Here is a 19,615-nt window from a genome sequence, read left to right on the forward strand (position 1 = left end):
TAACCGCTTTGCGGTCGGGGTTCCCTCCTTCCGGTACCGCTCCGGGGGCTGCGGTCTGGAAATCCCGAGTTTTGAAACCAAACACCTTGAAAGGGCTGGCTTTCAGGCGGCCTTGTCCGACCCGTCGCCGATCTGCCAGATATAGGGCGGCTCGGTGCCGTTGATCAGCCAGTCACCGATGATGCGCGCCTTGTAGATCAGCGGATTGTGCGAAGCGACGGTGCGGGCGTTGCGCCAGTGGCGATCGAGTACCTTGTCGATTCGTGCCGCCGATGCGCCCAGGGCGTTGAACAGGTCGCTGGCCGCGCGCAGGATCAATTCGGCGACGACGACCTGTGCTTTGGCCGATTCAATCTCGGCGGCGATATTGGCTTGCCGTTCGTTTTCATCGTCCTTGCCGAAACGCGCCTCGTAGGCCCATTGGGCGGGTTCGGCGGCACGAATCGCAGTGGCTTCGGCTGCGTAGACCAGTGCCGAAATCTGCCCGACCACCTGCTGTATCTGCACGTCCTCACTGACCCTTGGTGCGTTACCATGGCTGAAAACACGGGTGCGCTCGCGGACATGGCGGGCGATATCGCGCTCGATGGCCTTGCCGGTGCCCGCCAGGACTGCCAGCAGATTCAACTGATAGAGCGCAGTCTGGTATTTGAAGCGGGTGGCGAAGTCGATGACATTCTCGGCTTCGACCCGGGCATTCTCGAACACAGTGGTACCGCTGGCGGTGGTGCGCTGGCCGAAGCCGTCCCAGTCGTCGCTGCGCTTGACGCCGTCCTGATGCGTGCTGACCACGGCAATCACATCGCCGCCGTTATCGCTGCGCTGTGCATAGACATCGATCCAGTCGGCGAAGAGGCTGCCGGTGCTGTAGTACTTGGTGCCGTCTAGCCGCCAGTGATCGCCCTCGGGAGAGACCTTGGTGACCACGTCGCCGATCTTCACGGCACCGATTTCCGTCCAGGCGTTACCTATCAGATCGCCGTCGACGAAACGCTTGAACCAGCGATCACGCTCGGGGCTCGGCGCCGCATTGAGCCGGTCTTCGACAAAGGCGAAATGACCGCGCAGAGCCTGCGTCAGATTGGAATCGGCAGTCGCCAGTTCGATCAGCAGGCGCACCAGTTGCGGCAGCGAGGCGCCATCGCCGCCGTATTCCTGCGGGACGCGCACGGCGCCGAAGCCAGCCTCTTTCAGCCAGCGGATCTGCTCCACCGGCAGGCTGCGTTCGCGCTCGCGCTGTTCGGCGCCTTCGGCAATGCGTTCGAAGATCGGGCGGAAGCGCTTGGCGAGCTGTTCATAGTCGCTACCGCGAGACAGCGGATTGAAAGACTGGGCGCTGGACATGGCTTAGGTTCCTTTTGGGCTAGGGCTGTGGCTTCAGACGAGATCGGAGAATTTCGATGGCCTGGTATGGGCGGTGGCATTGGCGCCTTCTTTAAAGGCCCCCCGGTAGCGGGCTGCCGGATGATCGTCGGCGACATGGGAGGAATCGCCATCCAACAGATTCTGGCGCAGGGTTTCGCCTTCATAGGCGGTGCGCACGCGGCCGCGGCGCTGAAGCTCAGGGACGACGAACTCGATGAAGTCCTCAAAGGTGCCGGGAGTGATGGCGTAGGCCAGATTGAAACCGTCAATGCCGCCGACATCCACCCAACGCTCCAGTTCGTCAGCAACTTTCTGCGGGCCGCCGATGAATACCGGACCTAGACCACCAATGCTGCGATGTTTGATGATGTCGCGGGGGGTCCACTTGCGGTTCGGGTCGGCGGTTGACAGCAACTCCAGCACCGAGCGGATGCTGTCATTGTCGATGGCTTCCAGCGGTTGGTCCGGGTCGTACTCGGAGAAGTCGACACCAGTCCAGCCGCCATAGAACGACAGCATGCCTTCGCCGTTGCTGTACTGCAGATATTCCTCGTATTTGGCCTGTGCAGCTTCGTCGCTTTCGCCGGTGATCACGGTGAGCAGGACGAAGATTTTCAGCGAGTCGCGCTGACGGCCCGCTTGTACGGCCCGGTCGCGAATATCGTCGGAGACTGTTCGAGCCTGCTCCGGGGTCGCCGGGCTGATGAATACGCCTTCGGCGTGCTTGGCAGCAAAGTCGCGGCCTCGGCTGGAGGCACCAGCCTGGAAGATCACCGGGGTCCGCTGTGGCGAAGGCTCGCAGAGGTGAATGCCAGGTACATCGAAATATTTGCCTTTGTGACCGATGGGGTGAACCTTGGTTGGATCGGTGAACACACCTTTTTCACGGTCGCGCAGTACTGCGTCCTCATCCCAGGAGCCTTCCCACAGCTTGTAGGTGACATCGAGGAATTCGTCGGCGATGTCGTAGCGCTCATCGTGGGAAATCTGTTTTTTGAGGCCGAGATTGAGGGCGGCGCTGTTCAGGTAGGAGGTCACCACGTTCCAGGCCACCCGGCCTTTGGTCAGGTGATCGAGGCTGGAGTATTTACGTGCCAGCGCATACGGCAGTTCGTAGGTCAGCGCCGAGGTCACGCCGAAGCCCAGGTGCTTGGTAACAGCGGCCATGGCCGGCACCTGAAAGAATGGGTCGTTGACCGGCACCTGGTCGGCATCAATCAGCGAGGTTTCCACCGAGCCGCGATAGACATCGTAGACACCCACCACGTCGGCGATGAACAACGAATCGAAATAACCACGTTCAAGCAGCTTGGCCAGGTCGACCCAGTAATCGAGATCCTTGTATTTCCATGCCTGGCTTTCTGGATGGCGCCAGGTCCCGGCGGCCTGGTGACTGACGCAGGTCATGTCGAAGGCATTGAGAATAATGCGAGAGGCCATATTCGAATAACTCCTGTTTTAATAACGTTTAAAACGTATTCTTTTTAAATGAGTTCATTCCTGACTTGGTATTGAAAGTTTATGGCAAGGTTCGTGCCGAACTTAATGAAGCATGTTTTCACGCTTTTTTTATTGTTTTGAAAATAACAGATGTATGTGGGGCAACACTTTGTTATGGCGTTGAACGTCAGGCAACAGTATGACGATGAGAAATTGGCCTGGATCGATTTAATGGTTAATCGAGATCACTGTTGGCTATTGAACAGTTGATCAAAAAGATACCTGGTGATTGTTGTATGATGTATTTATATTATTGATATAAAAATGATTATATGAGTTTGATGTGCATCTTGCATGATGCTGATCATCGATTTGGTTATTACGGTTCAACGTGATTTTTGAGGTTGTTTTCACGTAAAAAATATACTTGTGGAAATCTTTAATTAATATCTCAAACTGTTTTTGAATAGATTTAAATTGTTTTAATATTTGAATGAGTGTTGATAGTGATAGATACATTCACTCGGGTGTTATTGAAAGGTGGCGCTTATTGAGGCGCAGTTATCTGCCGTCAGGCGATAGGGTACTACTGCGGCATGGGTATTTGAGGGGCCGCTTGGATAGGGAAGCTTACGCTTGCCGACGAGGTGCAGCCATTCGCAGCGGGCTCGTCGGCACAAGGTTTTCAGCAGGCATTGAGAATCGTCAGCAAGCCGCGATCTTGAGCGTTGCTGCATAAAGTTGAGAGTTGGATTATTGCAGATTCTGGCAAAAGTCATTGTTGTAACTGCCGCTGGAACCTTTCAATGAAGAGCTCTTATCTTAATAAATGCAGTAAAGGCATATCTCAGCTAAATAAGGTAGCGGCGCTAAAAGGGAGTATGTAATAAAAAAGGTTTTTCTTATGTTGGTGCTGGCTCCTTGCGAGGCTGATGGAATCAACCCATGAAATATCGCTCGATAGGTGACCTTCAATGAAAAAACTAATTGCTTTGCTGGCTTTGGCTGGAATGTCGTGTACGGCTGTAGCCGGCGGAATACAGGAACCTGCGGCTGATCATAAACTGGATACGGTTATTTCGCGTCCTGCGTATGGCACGGCGACGGAGCAGCAGACGTCTGCGAAGATCGAAAAATACCATTACTCAATGCATCCGAATATTGCCAAGGTGATCAGCATCACGCGGGCTGCTGATGAGTGCGGTGCCGTGCTTACCCGAATGACCTACGATGATTACCAGGGGCAGCGGCATGTCATGGAATATTCGACCGTAAATCTCTGCTCAAGAACGGGTAGCTGATCCAGAATTCTGGCTGTCTTGACTAGGCAAGTAGCCAATTCCCCAACGTGCATCCTTGAAGCGGCAACAGCCGTTGCCGTTCGCACAGAGGCAAAGCCATCAAAGCCGAAGGCTTGTTCTTCGATTGGCTGCTGGTAATCAAGCTAATGTCACTGGGCCAGTCCGTCGACGATTTCCTGGCTCCCGGTTTCAGGTGATGAGCAACAAGCTGCTCTACGGCAATGCGGCACAGCTGTTCGGGCTGTAGCCGCAAGGGAGATGTTGGTGCGGTTGTCTGGTTTACTGTGCCTGCCAGATACGGATGTCCCTGGCATTCAGCTTCTGGGGAATGATATGGGCTTGCTGGTAAAGGTCAGCGATTCGCTGTTGCTCGTCCAGCTCATCCCGGCGCACAGGAATGACGGAGTAGCTGCGATGGCTATTGGCCTGTTCGACGACCTCCACGGGCAGGTTACCCCATAGCGGCGCGAGGATTTCAGCCGCTTCGCGTGGATGCTCCTTGACCCATCTGCCGGTTTTCTGCAGCTCGTCGAACACAATTTGCAGCACCTGCGGATGCTGTTCGGCGAACGTGGTGGTGGCCATGTAGAAACGGTAATAGGCGGCGATACCGTCGCTGCCATTGGCCAGCACCCGGACCTTGCCACTGCGCTCCTGGCTGGAAAGGAAGGGATCCCAGATGGACAGAGCATCCACCTGGCCATTGACGAAGGCTGCCAGTGCATCCGGTGCTTCCAGATACTGGGGCTGGATGTCGTTACTACTCAGTCCGGCTTTTTGCAAGGCAGACAACAGCAGGAAGTGACTGCCCGAGCCTTTGCTCACGGCGACCTTGCGTCCCTTGAGCTCGGCTATGTTCCGGATTGGCGAGTCCTTGGCGACCAGAATCGCTTGAGCTGCCGGCTGGCTGTCTTCCTTGGCGTAATAGGTCAGGGGCGCGTTGGCAGCCTGGGTGAACAAAGCGAAGGCATCGGCTACATCGGCATGCAGGTCGACGCTGCCGGCATTCAGCGAGCTGAGCAGCCCTGAAGAGAATTCGTGCCATTTGATCTCGAAGCCCAAGGGTTTCAGGCGTTCTTCGAGGGCGCCGTTGCGTTTCAGCAGCATCAGCAGCGTTGATGAGCGCTGATAACTGATATCCAGGGTTTCAGCCTGGGTCAGGCAGGTGGTTGCGACCAGCAGCAGGCCGTAGAGGTAACGTGCGAGGGGTTTCATCGAATGTCTCATCTTTGATAATGCCGCATCGCGGCATCGCAAAGATGAACCGGAGCAGGCTGGATTGGCGAGGCTCCGGTGGTCCGGTTGGCTATACCCTAAGCAAAATCCGGAATGGAAAATAAATAGCCTTTGGATATAAGAATATAGGTATGTTGCCGAGGATGAATCGAGGCTCTCCGCAAGCCTCGATCCGCTTTTCAGGTTACCACTCGATAGCTGGGTACATAGGCCGTGCCGCCCGGCAGTTTCATACGATGTTGATTGACGAACGCCTGCAACAGGCGATCCAGCGGCTGCATGATCGCGGTATCTCCATGGATCTCGTAGGGTCCATGTTGCTCGATCAGGCGAATCCCCTTGTCTTTCACGTTGCCGGCGACGATGCCGGAAAAGGCGCGGCGCAGGTTGGCGGCCAGCGCGTGAGGCGGTAATTCGCGCTTGAGTTGCAGGCTGGCCATGTTGGCATGAGAGGGTTCGAACGGGCGTTGGAACCCTTCTTCGATCCTGAGCAGCCAGTTGAAATGGAAGGCGTCGTTGCGCTCCCGGCGGAAGCGTTTGACCATGATCAGTCCCTGAGCCATGTGCCTGGCCACTTCGGCAGGGTCGTCGATGATGATCTGATAGTGGCTCTGTGCAGCTTCGCCCAGCGTGGCGCCGACGAAGGCATGCAATTGTTGCAGGTAGGGCGCGGCGCTCTTGGGGCCGGTCAGGATGACCGGGAAGGGTAGCTCCCGGTTGTCCGGGTGCATCAGGATGCCCAGCAGGTAGAGAAACTCTTCGGCAGTGCCAGGGCCGCCGGGGAAGATGATGATCCCGTGGCCGACGCGCACGAAGGCTTCCAGGCGCTTCTCGATGTCCGGCAGGATCACCAGTTCATTGACGATCGGGTTGGGCGTCTCGGCCGCGATGATTCCCGGTTCGGTCAGCCCCAGATAGCGGCTGCCGTTGATCCTCTGCTTGGCATGGGCGATGGTGGCGCCTTTCATCGGTCCTTTCATCACACCCGGGCCGCAGCCGGTGCAGATGTCCAGCTTGCGCAGACCCAGTTCGTGGCCGACTTTCTTGGAGTAGCGATATTCTTCGGCGCTGATCGAATGACCGCCCCAGCACACCACCATTTTCGGCTCGACCCCGGGACGCAGGGTGCGGGCATTGCGCAGCAGGTGGAAGACGTAGTCGGTGATTCCCTGCGAGTTGCTCAGGTCGATGTGCGGGCTGCCGCGTTCGCTCTCGGTATAGACGATGTCGCGCAGGGCACTGAACAGCATTTCGCGGGTACTGGCAATCATCTCGCCATCGACGAAAGCATCCGCTGGCGCATTCAGCAGTTCCAGGCGCACGCCACGATCCTGTTGGTGGATGCGGACTTCGAAGTCCTTGTAGAGCTCGAGAATCGTTTTGGCGTTGTCGCTGTGGCCGCTCGTGTTGAGGATCGCCAGGGCGCATTGGCGGAATAGCGTGTAGACGCTGCCCGAACCGGCGGCGCTCAGTTGCTGTACTTCGCGTTGAGATAGGGTTTCCAGACTGCCTTTGGGACTTACCGAAGCATTGATTACATGTCTTGGAGCCATTCTAGGTTCCTTGTGGGCGATGCTGATGGGCCAAGACCCTGTCGCATCAGGAGGGTGAGCGTCGATCATGATCGCACGTGGCGGTTATTTTCTTCAGTGGTTGGACGAGAAAGCAAATGCTGCTGCTGGCGCGGGGCAGGGGTTTGGGTTGAATGACGTCTCACAACCTGACAACTACGCCTCGATCATGATCTGGACCCAGCGCGACAATGTGCTGGAGTTGATGCCCTTGATCCTGCTGTTTTTCGGTCTGCTGAGTTTTCTGATCAATTCTTTCAGGCAATCCGCCGATGCGGCGTCAATCGCAGGAGGCAATTTTTGCGGCAGGTACTGGATCTGCTTCGATATCTGCTGCTTGATCGTTTTTTCCGTAACGGCGATTTTGTTACCCTGAAACGTCCGCCGCCGTTTCGCTGTGCTTGTCTGCCGCGTCGATTGCTCAGTGGATGCAGCGGCTGTTTCGGATGTTTTCAGGAGTTTTGATGCTAACCATCACGCTGATTCTGGTCATGTTCGTGGCCGTTCTGGTCGCCAGCATTCTGGTGCGCATGTCACCTGTTCCCTTACCGTCGCCGCTGGTGCAGATCTTTCTCGGTACTTGTATCGGCATGGTGTCGGACTGGCGCCTAGAGCTCGATCCTCAGGTATTTTTCCTGATGTTCCTGCCGCCCCTGCTGTTTCTCGACGGTTGGCAAATCCCCAAGGAAGGCCTGTTCCGCGATAGAGGCATGATTCTGGCCCTGGCCCTGGGGCTGGTGGTATTCACTGTGCTGGGGGTTGGTTATTTCGTCCACTGGCTGATCCCGACCATACCGTTGTCAGTGGCTTTCGCTCTGGCGGCAGTGATCTCGCCGACCGATCCGGTGGCGGTTTCGGCGATCGCCGCACGGGTGCCGGTGCCCAAGCGCCTGATGCACATCCTCGAGGGCGAGTCGCTCCTCAACGATGCTTCCGGCCTGGTCTGTCTGCGCTTTGCCGTGGCCGCTACGTTGACCGGCAGCTTCGTGCTGACCGAAGCCTTCCTGACTTTCCTGCAATTGTCGCTGGGTGGTATCGCCATCGGCGTCGCGATCACCTGGATCATCAACAAGTCGAAGTCCTGGATTTCGCACCGTTTTGGCGAAGAGACTGGCGCGCAGATTCTCATCAGTCTGATCATGCCGTTCCTGGCCTACCAGGCTGCCGAGCATCTGCATTGTTCGGGCATTCTTGCCGCAGTGGCCGCCGGTATCGCCATGAGCTACAACGAGCTGTCCGGCAAAGTGCTGGCGGTGACGCGGGTGCAGCGTACCGCGGTCTGGGACATGCTGCAGTTTGCGCTCAACGGCTTGATCTTCGTCCTGCTCGGCGAGCAGTTGCCGGGTATCGTCGCCGGCGCCAGCCTGGCGATGGAGGAAATTGGCCGGCCAGACTGGCAGCAACTGCTTTTCTACGTGCTGGTGATCAACCTGGCGCTCGGTCTGCTGCGTTTCGCCTGGGTCTGGATTTCCATTCGGGTCACCAGGTTTTTCGGGAGCAAATCGACCGAACCCAGGCCACGCAAGGTCTGGCGTATCGCTGCAGCGACCTCGGTGGCTGGTGCGCGTGGGGCGATCACCCTGGCCGGTGTGCTGACTTTGCCGCTGGTGATGAATGATGGCACGCCGTTTCCGGCACGGGATCTGGCGATTCTGCTCGCGGCCGGGGTGATCATCGTTTCGCTGATAGTCGCCAGTATCGGCATGCCGTTGTTGCTCAAGGGAATCGATATGCCTGCCGAGCCGGAAAGACATGCCGAAGTGGATCGGGCTCGCGATCTGGCGGCGGAAGCGGCGATCCGTGCTATCGAACAGGCCCAGCACAAGATGAGTGAGGGGCGTCCGGATGTCGACCTGTATATCCAGGCTGCTGCGCGGATTACCGATATTTATCGCTATCGTATCGACAGTCATGCCGAGCAAGTGGAGAAGCAGGAGGATTACCGCATGGCCGAGGAAATCGAGCGCCATTTGCGCCTGGCTGGCCTGCGCGCCGAGCGTGATGAGCTGTTCCGCCTGGCGCGGCGCAAGTTGCTCGATGAGGAGGTAGCCCGCAAGCTGATCCGCGATATCGACCTGATGGAAACGCAGCAGGTCCGGTAGTAGTAAGGTGGCATTGAGGTGGTAGGCATGGGCCCGGAGTTCGGGCCCATATTTTGTTGCAGGTCTGGCAGGCTTAGCGCGCTGGTTTGCTTTCTTCCAGCAATACGGAACGCGTCAGATCGGTGCCGGCCTTGGGGTCGGTGTTCACATCGATGCCACCCGTCGGAGTGGGCTTGTCCAAATCATTGTATTGCAGGGTGCCGAAGGGCTGGATCTGGTCGGATGTCGGCAAAGCGGCTTGGTTCCAGCCGCCGCCGAGGGCGCGAATCAGTTCAGCTGAAGATTGCAGCAACTCCATCTTGACCTGCACTTCCCGGGTGCGGGATTGCAGCGTATTTACCTGGGCCACGATCAGATCGAGGCTGGTATTGAGGCCGCCTTTGTACAGTTCCATGGTCATGTCCTGAGTCTGGCCTGCCGCATCGACCGCCGCATGCTGGCTCTTGAGTTCCTCGCTGAAACGGTTTACCCGGCTTAGGCCGTCCTCGACTTCCCGGAAGGCGTTGAGCACCGTCGAGCGATAGTTGTCGCCGGTTTCCCGATACATCGACCAGGCCTGCTGCGTGCCAGCCCGGCGTGCGCCACCGGTAAAGACCGGTAGTTCGACGCCCACACCTGACTCTTCTCCCCCGGCACGCAGGAACACATTGGGGTAGAAGGAGGCGCGCTTGACGCCGATATTGGCGTTGGCTTCGGCCATCATCCGCTCGGCACGGGCGATGTCGGGGCGACGTTGCAGGAGCAAAGAGGGGATGTTCGCCGGAATACTCGGTACGGCCGTATTGGCATTGGTATCGACCGGCGCGATATGGAAATTGCTGGGAGCGACATTGCTCAGCACGGCGATGGCGTGCTCCATTACCTGCCGCTGGGCTTGTATATCGAGCTCTTCCGCCCGGGTACTGTAGAGCAATTCCTGGGCGCGCACGGCATCGAGCCGTGGCGACAGGAGACCTGTCACACGGGTCTGCACGATGTCGAGCGACTTTTCGTAGTACTGGATCGACTGCTTATAGTTCGCATCCTGCGCATCGAGACCGCGCAGGGCAAAGTAGTCATGGGCGATTTCGGCTTGCAGGCTCAGGCGCGCCGCCGCGTATTCGGCGGCACGTTGCTGGGCAGCGGCGACTTGGGCGCGGGTTTCGTTGCGGATTGCCGACCAGATATCCGGCTCCCAAGACACCATGCTGGCAGAGGCACCGAAGCCAAGGAGCGCTTGCGGCATAAGCCGCGAGCGCGCCTGCATCATCGAATCGCGTGCCTGTTGGAAACGTTCGGCGGCGGCCTGCAGGTCCGCGTTATTGGCCGTTGCCTGTTCCTCGATCCGGTCGAGGACCGGATCGTGGTAGAGCTTCCACCAGCCAGGCTGGACCGTCTGCGTGGAATCGGCGGAGCCGGGCCCGTTGCCTTGCCAGTTCGCCGGGACGACGAACTCCGGAGGTTGGTAGGTAGGTGCCAGGTCGCAAGCCGACAGGCTCATGAAAAGCGCGAGACCGGCAGAACGACTTATCGCGGGCCAGAATCTCTTCATCTGTTCGCCTCTTGCACCGGAGGTTGATGGGCTGCCGCACCGGCATGCTCGGAGGTTTCATCCTGGGCTCCTGCATGGTTGGACGGACCATGGTTGTAACCGGGTGTCGGCGGGACGAGCTGGACTTCTTCACCTTCCATCAATGCAGCGGGTGGGTTGTCGGCGATGCGATCGGCCGTGGTGAGCCCGTCCGTGATCTGGACGCGTTCGCCAAGCACTTTGCCGGACGTGATCGGTTTGAAATGGATATGGTTATCGGCAGTCACGCTCGCCACTTGCAGGCCGTTTTCCTCGAACACCAGGGCACTGGTCGGAATGGTGAGAATATGGCTATCCGCTGGCGCCGTCAGTTTGACGGTGGCGTAGGAGCCGGGCCAGAGGCTGGCATCAGTGTTATCGATGGTGAACTCGGTGACGGCTGTACGGGTGTTTGGATCATACCCCTTGGCTACCGTCAGAAAGTCCGCCGTGTAGTGCCGGTTGGGGTATTGCGGAACTTCGACATCTGCGGTCAGACCCGGTTTGAGCATGTAGGAGAATACCGCCGGAACGGAGACGAACAAGCGCATGGCATGGGTATCGGCGACGGAGAACAGCTCCGTTGCGTCACCGCTCGCACCCAGGTTGCCACCGCCTTCGTTGACCAGGTCGCCCACGTTGATCGAACGCGAGGTCACGGTGCCATCGAACGGCGCAACGATATGCTTGAACTTCTGCAAGGCCTCGAAGCGTTTGACATTCTGCTGGGCTGCCTCGAACAACGCTTTCTCGGATCGCGCGTTGGCTTCCTGTTCGGTGATGGACTGCTCCGATACCGCCTGGGAATGGCGCAAGGCTACCCAGCGCTTGGCGGTAACCACCGCCAAATGATACTTGGCCTCCGCCGAACGCAAGTCGGCCTTGGCCTGGGCATATTGAGCATCGAGCGCCGGCGTGTTGATCTCTGCCAATAGGTCACCGGTCTTCACATGGGCGCCGAAGTCCTTGTGCCACATTTTGACGTACCCGGAGACCTGGGCATAGATTGGTGCCTGGTACCAGGCTTCGACCGATCCCGGCAGGGTGAGTTTTTGCTCGGTCGGGCCTGGTTCCGGATTGACGACGGAGATCTTGGGGATTGCTCCTTCGAGAGTTTCTTCGCGTAGTTCCTCGGTCCGGTGTATCTGGTCGTAAACCTGATAGCCGCCAAGCCCGCCAACAGCCGCAACGACCACGACAGCGAGGATCACGCCACTTTTGCTTTTACTCTTGCGCATCAGGCGCTCTCCTTCTTGCGGTTGTTCCGGTAATAGACGATGGCGTAGACACAGGGAACGAAAAGCAGGGTGGAAATGGTCGCCACTGTCAGGCCGCCGATGACGGCCCGGCCGAGCGGTGCGTTCTGGGAGTTGCTCATGGACATGGGCACCATGCCGATAATCATGGCAGCTGCGGTCATGACGACCGGGCGAATCCGGCCATAACCGGCTTCGATGGCGGCGCGAATGGCATCGCCATGCACTTCCAGCCGTTCACGAGCGAAGGACACGACCAGGATCGAGTTCGCCGTCGCTGTACCCATGCACATGATCGCCCCCGTCAGGGCCGGGATGGAGAGGTTGGTTCCGGTGAGGAACAGCCCCCAGGCGATGCCCGCCAGTGCGCCCGGCAGGGCGGTGATGATGATGAACGGATCGAGCCAGGACTGGAAATTCACTACGATCAGCAGGTAGATGAGAGCGACCGAGATCGCCAGGCCAGCCACTAGCTGGCTGTAAGAGCTTTCCATGGTTTCGGCTTGACCGCGGATATCGACTGCCGCACCTCGTGGCAATTCCTCTTCCATGGAGGCGATGACTTTCTCCACATCCGCCGTTACGCCACCCAGGTCACGTCCTTCGTTGGAGACATAGATGTCGAAGAGCGGAATCAGGTTGTAGTGCGAAACTTGGCCAGGTGTGCCTTTCGGCATGAGGGTGCTCATGCTGCCGAGAAATTGCGTCGGCTTGCCGTCCGGGTTGCCATCGCCGTTGCCGAGCGGCGTGGTCATCAGGTCGTTGACGCTGGTGAGTTGCTCCTGTGGGGTATAGATGTTGATGGGATAGGACAGGCCGTTTTCCGGGTTGAGCCAGTAGCTCTGATGCACCTGCTGACTGCCGGACAGGGTGATCAACTCGTTGTTGGCCAGATCCTCTTCCGTCGTGCCGCTGCTCAGGCCCAGGGTGCGGTTGCCGTTGACCATGATTGTCGGCGTGCGCATCGTTTGCTGGATATTGACGTCAGCGGCGCCAGTGATTTTCTTCAGCTTGTCTTCGAGCTTTAGGGCGAACTCGTAGTTTTCCTGGGCGTTGAGGCCGGAAACCTGCACATCGATAGGTGCTGGAGAGCCGAAGTTGAGGATCTTGGCGGTGAGATCGGCCGGTTGGAAGGTGAAGACGGTACCGGGGAATTTCTTCGCCAGTCCTTCGCGCAGAATGGCTCGATAATCCCACACGGGCGAGGTTTCGTTCTTCAGCGAGATCGTCAGGTCACAATCCTGCGTACCGATGGTTGGGGTCGGGATGAACGCCAGGTTGTGCGGACCGACCGGCAGGCCACAGTTGTTGACGATTCCCTCGACCTGGCCTGGCAGCAGTCTTTCTATTTCCCGGTTGACCAGGGTCGCGATACGACCGGTGACCTCGATACGCGTACCGAGCGGCGCCCGCATGTGCATCTGTAGGGTGCCGGACTTGATTTCCGGGAAAAAGTCACGACCACTGAAGTAGAACAGGCTGGTGGATGCTAGGGCCAGGATGAGGAAGGTGAAGACGAATCCGGCACGGTGTGCGACTGCTTTCTCCAGCAGATCACGGTAGCCTTCGCGGAAGTTCGAGAACCCTCTCTCGAAGCCCTTCTGGAAGCGGCTTAGGAAACCAGGCTTACTGGGCTCCGTATGCTCCGCTGTGCCGTGGCCAGCGCCGGCTGGCAGCATTTTGTTCGCATACTCGGTGCGCTTGGCTTCGAGTTGCAATTGCCGGTGGTGCTCCTCGTTGAACTCCGCTTCTTCCGCCGCATCCAGTACTGCTGCTTCATGCGGATGCGCCGGTGCATGTGGATGTTCAGTGGCGGCATGGTGGGCATGGCCGGCAAGAAGGTACTTCGCCATAGTCGGAACCAGGGTCCGCGACAGGATGAACGAGGCGAGCATGGCGAAGATGATGGCTTCGGCCATTGGCATGAACAGCCAGCCGGAGACACCTTCCAGGGTGAACAGCGGGAACCAGACGATACAAATACAGAGCGTCGCCACGAGGGTCGGGATGACGATCTGGTTGGCGGCATCGATGATCGCCGTTTCGATATCCTTGCCCATTTCCAGGTGGGTATCGACGTTCTCGATCATGACGGTTGCGTCATCGACAAGGATGCCGACGGCCAGTGCCAATCCTCCCAGGGTCATGACGTTGATGGTCTGGCCCGCCCAGCCGAGCCCGATGATGGAGCAGAGAATGGCCAGCGGAATCGAGGTAGCGATGATGACTGTGGCGCGCCATGAACCAAGAAAGAGCAGCACCACGATACCTGTCAGCGCGGCAGCGGTGACCATCTCATGGACCACATCCTTGATCGAATCTTTCACGAAAGTCGACGCATCGTTCATGAGACTGACATGAACATCCGGCGGCAGAATCTTCTGCAATTTCGGCATCAGATCCTTGACACCCTGCACCACATCCAGCGTTGAGGCTTCGCCGCTCTTCATAATGACGACCAGCACGGCCTGCTTGCCCTTGACCAGTACCGAGTTGGTTTGTGGCGGCCCGGAGAGGGACACATCGGCGATATCGCGCAAATGAATGTAGGCGTTACCAGCCTTCTTGATTGGCAGGTCTTCGAAATGGTCGATAGCCAACGGAATCGCGTTTGTCTGCACCATCCAGTCCTGTCGGCCAATTTTCTGGTCGCCGGCTGGCAGCACGATGCTCTGCTTCTCCAGGGCTTTCTCGACATCCACGCCCGACAGGTGATGTGCCAACAACTGCTGTTGGTTGAGGTTGACCAGCAGGAAAGGCGGCTTGCCACCATAGGGGTGTGGAATGATGGCCCCCGGAACCGTCACGACAAAGGGCCGAATCCGGGCGAAGGCAAGGTTGTAGAGATCTGCCGGGGTACGTGAGTCGGAGGTCACCTGCATGGTCAGCACCGGCACTGACGATGCCTCGAGACGCATGATCATCGGTGGCGAGATGCCGGGTGGCAATTGCGGGATGACCGTTTGTGAAATCGAGGCAACATCTGCTTCGGCCGGGCCCAGATCGGTGCCTGGATGGAAGTAGATATTGGTGATCGAACTCCCGTAATAGGAAATGCTTTCGATATGTTCGATGCCTTCCACCGTGGAAGTGACGGCCTGCTCATAGTAGCGAACGATGCGTCCGCCAACGTCTTCCGGCATCAGACCGGAATAGGTCCAGACGACGGAAATAACGGGGATTTTGATATTGGGGAATACATCTGTCGGGGTATGGAAAACCGACCTGATCCCGAACATCAGAATAAGCAGGGAAAGGACAACGAACGTATAGGGCCTTCGCAGAGCGGTAATGACAATCGCATTCATATAGACAGGCGTCCCAATTTTAAGAGGGGATTTATGAAGGCTTGTGTATCGGTTCGGCGCAATGCCATTCCGGCAAGCGATCTTGATCCTTGAAACACGCATGGCCCATGAGGCGGGCAGTACATTTGCGTAGGAGGAATTATAAAATGTTGATACTCGACGTAACAATTAGAAATATTTTTAAATCGGAACTTTTTAAGAATTAAAGTTGACAAAAATATATTTTTTCACGGCATTTTCACATTTGCTTTATGCATATATCACGATGCATGTGCAGTAACCGCTCAAGGACGCGGATTTTGTGCTTGTTGTTTTGCTTGGGTAGAGCGTGGAAAGGCCGGCTCGCAGTGCAAGCGGTTCAGAGGAAAGGGGGCGGAACAGGAGTTAAGTTGTTACTAAAGGCTACATTGCAATAGGCTATTTATAACATCATAAATACAAATCGTAACTTTACGAACATTAATCCAATTCATGCACTATCAATATATAGAAAGGCCACGCCAAAAGGCGTGGCCTCACCGTGTAACGAACACAATTTCCCGGAAAAGCTGCAACGGTCAGTTTTTGTCCAATTTAACCAGTGGCGCTTCCTTCACTTCGATCCCGCGCCCCGCCTGGATTTCGTCAATCTTTTTCAGGGCTGCTTCGATATTTTCTTTTTTCGGCAGCAATGAAAAACCGACCTGGAAGTTTCGCTGCTCTTTGGGGCCAATGGTTGGAACCAGATTCAACGGGCGTTGCAGGCTACGGTTATAAGAGAAGCTGGTACCTGGCTCGAGACCGGTAACATAGCCTTGGCCTTTGGTATCGGTATTTTTCCAGAGGCTGAACACCGGCAATTGGTTGGTATTGAAATCCACTGCAATACCCAGGTCCCCGGCAGCGTTGTGCAACACAGCCAGCGTATTGCCTTGGTCATCCCCATAGGGAACCAGGTTATAGACGGTTTCGTCGTAACCTTCAGTGGGGCCACGATAATCCTGCCAGCTGGAAAGCTCGGCACGGGCTTTTTCATTGAAGGGCGAGACCTGCTTGAGCGGGGCAACGAAACGGCTGCCTTGTCCCAGCAACGGTGGGCCGAAATTATTGTGGTAAAGCACCTGATATTCCTGCGAATAATCACCCTCGTTGGTCAGGGTATCATTCAGGGTAAAGCGTAACGAGCCTGGGTCAGTGGCCAGTTCAGTGGTGATGGCGAAGTCGACCTTCTTGAATGCCTTTTCCTTCAACTCACCTTTGAGGCGAATGGTATAAGGCGGCTTTTCGTCGATGCTCAGAGTGACTTTCGAGGCTGGAATATTCGAGGCACGGCCGTGTAGGGTCAGTAGCTCTCCGTTGTCCAGGCCGGGATGGCCAATCCATTCGTAGCCACAACGAGTGACCAGCTCGTTGAAGCCTTCCAACCAGCCAAGGCCGTTGCGACTATTGAGTTCGATGAAGGCCGGATTGACTACCTCGTCGACAGGCGAATCCCAGCCCAGCTTCACGTCTCCTGCAACGGCGCGCAACACGTTCATGCCACGTGTTGGCACCACTGTGATACGCATGGAGCCATTGTCGATATCGATCAGGCTGACACCTTCCTGACGTCCGCCATGCAGTGTTCGCACTGTGATCGAAAACGGTTTGTCGGTTTCGATGCCGAGTTGCTTGCTGTCGATACTCCAGTTTTGTGCCGGCTTGTCAGTATCGATCAGCACCTGCTCCAGGGCCAGTGCGGGTGTGACGCCCGCCAATGCACCTAGGCCGATAAGGCCGGAGGAAAGCTTGTTCATGAGAAGTCCTTGTTGTTATCGAGGTTATGTCCAGGCTGGAAAACCGGGGTTTATCCAGCCTCTATCCTATCCACCACGTGTTCCAGAACCTATTCACGATCTGCTGTGTGTCGGCCAAACGGCGTTGAAACCGACCTGGATCGCCAGCCCGATCCGCTTCTTCAGCCGTTTTTGCCACCGTTTAGCCCTGGCTCGCGAGATCGTGAACAGGCTCTCAGAGCGCAGCTGCCTGTAGTTCATTGCCTGCGCGGGGCAGTTCATGACGACGAGGTAGGTCCGGTCCGTGACGCTGGCAGGTCAGGGCCGCAGCCTGCGTGGCAAAGTCAATCATTGCTTCAATGTGCGCACGTTGCAGCGTGGCAAGAGTGGCCGGTGTATCGAAGCCGTTTTCAAGCAGATAGGTAATCAGCGCTGCCTGGAAGGTATCGCCGGCACCCACGGTGTCTATCGTATTGATCTGGCATGCCGGGCTGGTCCAGTTACCATGATTGCGGGTGAAAACACTTGAGCCATTCTCACCATGGGTCAAGCAGACCAGCTGGCATTGGTTGGCAAGCAATGTAGCGGCTATTACCTGTGGGTCCTGTCCAGGATAGAGCAGCTCCAGATCCTCTTCGCTGACCTTGATGATATGGGCATGCTGGGCGAATGCCGTGATCCGCTCTCTCCAGACATCGAGATCGGGCTCAACATTCAGGCGGACATTCGGATCAAGTGTGATCAGACGATCCTGGGACGATTTGTGGACCAGTTCATACAGGGTTCCTGCTGTCGGCGCCACGACCAGAGAATATGAACCTACGTGGATTCCCCGGATTTCCTTGCCGATTTCAGGTACATGAGACGGTAGCAACTGACGATCCGCCCCTGAATGTCCGTAGAAGCTGTAGTGCGGGACGCCTCGCTTATCGACAGCTACCAGGCTCAAGGTTGTACTGGTTGCTTCAGGCTGGGCCAGATAGTGGGTCGATACGCCTTCGTTTTCCAGCACTTGCCGCAGTTGCTGGCCAAGAAAATCGTTCGACACACCCGTCAGCAACGCAGAGCCTACACCCAACCGGCTCAAGCCAACGGCCACATTGAACGGAGAACCGCCAGCAATGGCGGTAAAGCCGACCTTACCGGGAAATTCACTATGCGCAGGATCGACGAACAGATCGAACAGAGCTTCGCCACATACTAAAAACATTGCATATCTCCTTGTCGCATTACCGGCCTAGCAGGCGGCAGAACTGGAAACGGAAGACCCTATCGATTTTTGCGAAAGGGCATACAAAGCTACTACCACGTAGCATAGGAACGGGACGATAAATGATGTCGCAATACTGAATTCATCAGCCAGGGCTCCCATGACCAGCGGCAGGATAGCTGCACCAACCAGCGTCATTACCAGGATGGACCCACCCTTATTGGTCTTCTCACCCAGTCCGGCTACACCCATGCCAAAGATGGTCGGATACATGATAGACATAAAGAAATACATGGCGATCACTGCCAGTACGGAAACCTTTTCGACAGCCATCATGGCGACGACGCAGAGAAAGGCACAGGCGAGACCATTACCAAGCAGCAAATGGCGAGCCGGAATACGGCGCATCAACCAAGTACCGAAGAACCGGCCGATCATGTAGCCGACCATGGCGATCGACAATAGGAACGAGCAATATTGCGCCGATATTCCTTGCCAGTGTTCCAGGCAGAAATTGATAAAGAAGGCTCCTACACCCGCATAAGCGCCAATATTGCAAAACTGGGCGAGCAGGGCAAAAGTGAAGTTCTTCCTGGCCCACAGCGAAGAATTTTCTTTATCTGTAGTCTTGTTTTGTTCTGTGTTAGCGATTTCGGGTAATGAGATACGAGTGAAGACCAGCATCAACAGCAGGACCAGCACTGCCAGCGCGGCATAGATTACCGAAGTCGGTGCGATGATTTCGGTTCCAATGCGCAGCGGTGGTGCATAGAGTACTGCGCCGCCCAGCAGTGGTCCGAGAAAGACGCCGAAGCCGTTGAAGGATTGGGCGAAGTTCAGGCGTTGCACGGTAGTTTCGGGATTGCCCAGCGCTGCTGCATAAAGATTGGCGGAAACTTCGAGGCAAGCCAAACCACAGGCAAGCACAAAAAGCGCGCCCAGAAATAGTTCGAAGGTTGCCGACCAGGAGGCTGGCAGAAATAGCAGCGAGCCCAGTGAGAACAGCGCCAAACCAAGCAGAATGCCTGCTTTGTGGCCGTAGCGTTGCATGAACGCCCCGACTGGCAGAGCCATGACGAAGTAGGCTCCGAAATACGCTGTCTGTACCAATCCGGATTTGGCTCTAGAAATGTTCAGGGTTTCCTGGAAGTGGTGATTCAGCACATCCAGCAAACCGTGGGAAAATCCCCACATGAAGAACAGGGCTGTCACCAGGGCAAAAGCGAGTTTCCTCGAAACAGGGTTGCTTGTGCCGGTAATGATCTTCGATCGCTCTTGCAGAGTTAGTTCGACGCTCATCGTAACCATTCCTCTTGGAGTTGTTGTCTGGGTACAACGGCCATGCTCCGATCCGAAAACTGGAACACGACGCAATCGGTGGACGGGCTTTTTATGCCCGCCGCTTATTACCTGGATTAATGGAGGCTCAGCCGCGGTGCCGACCACGGAAATGATCGATCAGCCCCTGGGTCGAGGAATCCTCGGCCGGCTCTGCCTCGTAGCTGGTCAGGCGGTTGTAGACG

At 56.7% G+C, this 19,615-nt stretch carries 13 protein-coding genes and 1 pseudogene; 3 read left to right on the forward strand and 11 right to left on the reverse strand.

Features of this window, described 5'->3' with window-relative positions; translation table 11 throughout:
- Nucleotides 1–102: 102 nt before the first annotated feature.
- Both FHR87_RS16775 and FHR87_RS16780 read right to left on the reverse strand, forming a co-directional pair.
- Entirely contained in the window at nt 103–1,344 is a 1,242-nt protein-coding gene (locus FHR87_RS16775) for an acyl-CoA dehydrogenase family protein (RefSeq protein WP_183167891.1), read from the reverse strand.
- Between the two features lie 33 nt (nt 1,345–1,377).
- A complete protein-coding gene (locus FHR87_RS16780) occupies nt 1,378–2,805 on the reverse strand; it encodes an LLM class flavin-dependent oxidoreductase (RefSeq protein WP_183167892.1) in 1,428 nt (475 codons plus the stop codon).
- Nucleotides 2,806–3,779: 974 nt separating this feature from the next.
- Between FHR87_RS16780 and FHR87_RS16785 the strand changes: the two genes are divergently transcribed.
- On the forward strand, nt 3,780–4,106 hold the full coding sequence (locus tag FHR87_RS16785; RefSeq protein ID WP_246336074.1) for a DUF2790 domain-containing protein: 327 nt from the start codon (nt 3,780–3,782) through the stop codon (nt 4,104–4,106).
- Between the two features lie 279 nt (nt 4,107–4,385).
- Here FHR87_RS16785 and FHR87_RS16790 read toward each other — a convergent pair whose 3' ends face one another.
- Nucleotides 4,386–5,321 carry an aliphatic sulfonate ABC transporter substrate-binding protein gene (locus tag FHR87_RS16790; RefSeq protein ID WP_246336075.1) on the reverse strand — a complete coding sequence of 312 codons (936 nt, stop codon included), beginning with the start codon at nt 5,319–5,321 and terminating at the stop codon, nt 4,386–4,388.
- A gap of 200 nt (nt 5,322–5,521) precedes the next feature.
- Complete coding sequence (gene ppnN, locus FHR87_RS16795) at nt 5,522–6,895, reverse strand: nucleotide 5'-monophosphate nucleosidase PpnN (protein WP_183167894.1); 1,374 nt, start codon at nt 6,893–6,895, stop codon at nt 5,522–5,524.
- A gap of 175 nt (nt 6,896–7,070) precedes the next feature.
- On the opposite strand from ppnN, the pseudogene FHR87_RS16800 reads away from it, so the two are divergent.
- Nucleotides 7,071–7,166: pseudogene (locus tag FHR87_RS16800) on the forward strand (amino acid ABC transporter permease); the annotation flags it as partial.
- Nucleotides 7,167–7,377: 211 nt separating this feature from the next.
- The gene (locus FHR87_RS16805) at nt 7,378–9,015 is read left to right on the forward strand and encodes a Na+/H+ antiporter (protein ID WP_183167895.1); all 1,638 of its coding nucleotides are present in this window, start codon (nt 7,378–7,380) and stop codon (nt 9,013–9,015) included.
- Nucleotides 9,016–9,088: 73 nt separating this feature from the next.
- Here FHR87_RS16805 and FHR87_RS16810 read toward each other — a convergent pair whose 3' ends face one another.
- The 7 genes from FHR87_RS16810 to FHR87_RS19315 form a co-directional block, all read right to left on the reverse strand.
- A complete protein-coding gene (locus tag FHR87_RS16810) occupies nt 9,089–10,546 on the reverse strand; it encodes a TolC family protein (RefSeq protein ID WP_183167896.1) in 1,458 nt (485 codons plus the stop codon).
- A complete protein-coding gene (locus tag FHR87_RS16815) occupies nt 10,543–11,802 on the reverse strand; it encodes an efflux RND transporter periplasmic adaptor subunit (protein WP_183167897.1) in 1,260 nt (419 codons plus the stop codon). Before FHR87_RS16815 ends, FHR87_RS16810 begins: the two co-directional genes overlap by 4 nt.
- The gene (locus FHR87_RS16820; RefSeq protein WP_183167898.1) at nt 11,802–15,128 is read right to left on the reverse strand and encodes an efflux RND transporter permease subunit; all 3,327 of its coding nucleotides are present in this window, start codon (nt 15,126–15,128) and stop codon (nt 11,802–11,804) included. The genes FHR87_RS16815 and FHR87_RS16820 overlap by 1 nt, the downstream gene beginning before the upstream one ends.
- Before the next feature lie 557 nt (nt 15,129–15,685).
- Nucleotides 15,686–16,903: an aldose 1-epimerase family protein gene (locus tag FHR87_RS16825; protein ID WP_183167899.1), complete on the reverse strand. Its 1,218-nt coding sequence runs from the start codon at nt 16,901–16,903 to the stop codon at nt 15,686–15,688.
- A gap of 214 nt (nt 16,904–17,117) precedes the next feature.
- A complete protein-coding gene (locus tag FHR87_RS16830; RefSeq protein WP_183167900.1) occupies nt 17,118–18,092 on the reverse strand; it encodes a carbohydrate kinase family protein in 975 nt (324 codons plus the stop codon).
- A gap of 27 nt (nt 18,093–18,119) precedes the next feature.
- Nucleotides 18,120–19,391 (reverse strand): sugar MFS transporter, encoded by a 1,272-nt coding sequence (locus FHR87_RS16835; RefSeq protein ID WP_183167901.1) that lies wholly within the window; start codon nt 19,389–19,391, stop codon nt 18,120–18,122.
- Nucleotides 19,392–19,518: 127 nt separating this feature from the next.
- A partial coding sequence (locus tag FHR87_RS19315; protein WP_246336079.1) for a hypothetical protein occupies nt 19,519–19,615 on the reverse strand: 97 nt, incomplete at its 5' end.

The organism is Azomonas macrocytogenes (genome assembly GCF_014191985.1).
Taxonomy (GTDB): Bacteria; Pseudomonadota; Gammaproteobacteria; order Pseudomonadales; family Pseudomonadaceae; genus Azomonas; species Azomonas macrocytogenes.

Coding starts and splice junctions, on each gene's coding strand:
- FHR87_RS16775 (WP_183167891.1), bottom strand. CDS start 1,344: ATGTCCAGCGCCCAGTCTTTCAATCCGCTGTCTCGCGGTAGCGACTAT.
- FHR87_RS16780 (WP_183167892.1), bottom strand. CDS start 2,805: ATGGCCTCTCGCATTATTCTCAATGCCTTCGACATGACCTGCGTCAGT.
- FHR87_RS16785 (WP_246336074.1), top strand. CDS start 3,780: ATGAAAAAACTAATTGCTTTGCTGGCTTTGGCTGGAATGTCGTGTACG.
- FHR87_RS16790 (WP_246336075.1), bottom strand. CDS start 5,321: ATGAAACCCCTCGCACGTTACCTCTACGGCCTGCTGCTGGTCGCAACC.
- ppnN (WP_183167894.1), bottom strand. CDS start 6,895: ATGGCTCCAAGACATGTAATCAATGCTTCGGTAAGTCCCAAAGGCAGT.
- FHR87_RS16805 (WP_183167895.1), top strand. CDS start 7,378: ATGCTAACCATCACGCTGATTCTGGTCATGTTCGTGGCCGTTCTGGTC.
- FHR87_RS16810 (WP_183167896.1), bottom strand. CDS start 10,546: ATGAAGAGATTCTGGCCCGCGATAAGTCGTTCTGCCGGTCTCGCGCTT.
- FHR87_RS16815 (WP_183167897.1), bottom strand. CDS start 11,802: ATGCGCAAGAGTAAAAGCAAAAGTGGCGTGATCCTCGCTGTCGTGGTC.
- FHR87_RS16820 (WP_183167898.1), bottom strand. CDS start 15,128: ATGAATGCGATTGTCATTACCGCTCTGCGAAGGCCCTATACGTTCGTT.
- FHR87_RS16825 (WP_183167899.1), bottom strand. CDS start 16,903: ATGAACAAGCTTTCCTCCGGCCTTATCGGCCTAGGTGCATTGGCGGGC.
- FHR87_RS16830 (WP_183167900.1), bottom strand. CDS start 18,092: ATGTTTTTAGTATGTGGCGAAGCTCTGTTCGATCTGTTCGTCGATCCT.
- FHR87_RS16835 (WP_183167901.1), bottom strand. CDS start 19,391: ATGAGCGTCGAACTAACTCTGCAAGAGCGATCGAAGATCATTACCGGC.